This window comes from Paraburkholderia sp. BR10954 (assembly GCF_040965775.1).
In the GTDB taxonomy this organism is placed as follows: Bacteria; Pseudomonadota; Gammaproteobacteria; order Burkholderiales; family Burkholderiaceae; genus Paraburkholderia; species Paraburkholderia youngii.
This window is the reverse complement of sequence record NZ_JBFRCK010000252.1, coordinates 1-357: the sequence shown is the minus strand read 5'-3', so window position 1 is coordinate 357 and position 357 is coordinate 1. Positions and strand designations below refer to the sequence as shown.

Annotated in this window: 1 pseudogene; it reads right to left on the bottom strand. The window is 52.9% G+C overall.

From position 1 onward, the window contains the following. Positions 1–155 (bottom strand): annotated as a pseudogene (locus tag AB4Y34_RS42115) (IS5/IS1182 family transposase); the annotation flags it as partial. Positions 156–357: the final 202 nt, after the last annotated feature.

Below are 357 nucleotides of genomic sequence, written 5' to 3'. Positions count from 1 at the left end.
GGAAACGGCGGCCTTCCAGTCTTACCCCTTGGATAGTGCGGTTCGATCAACGCAATCAACCTCGACCATGGGACAACGCGCCTCATCTCATCGAGAAATTCCCGCTTGCGCGTGCGTTTCGTTGAAAGATCCAGACCAAGACCAAGCTGTGTCATCGAGGTACCCCTTAAACCTGCATTCTCCCAGGATAGTCCGCCGAGACGTCAACGCCAGGACTTTTGCAGACCTTCCCTAGTGTCTTGAGTTAAAAATTCATTGAATGATGCCGATCACGTACTAAAGTGTTCTATGTGGCACTTGATGCGAGGGGGCAAGGATGAGCGGACGGCCCAAAGGGGAACTGGTGCTGAGCGAATC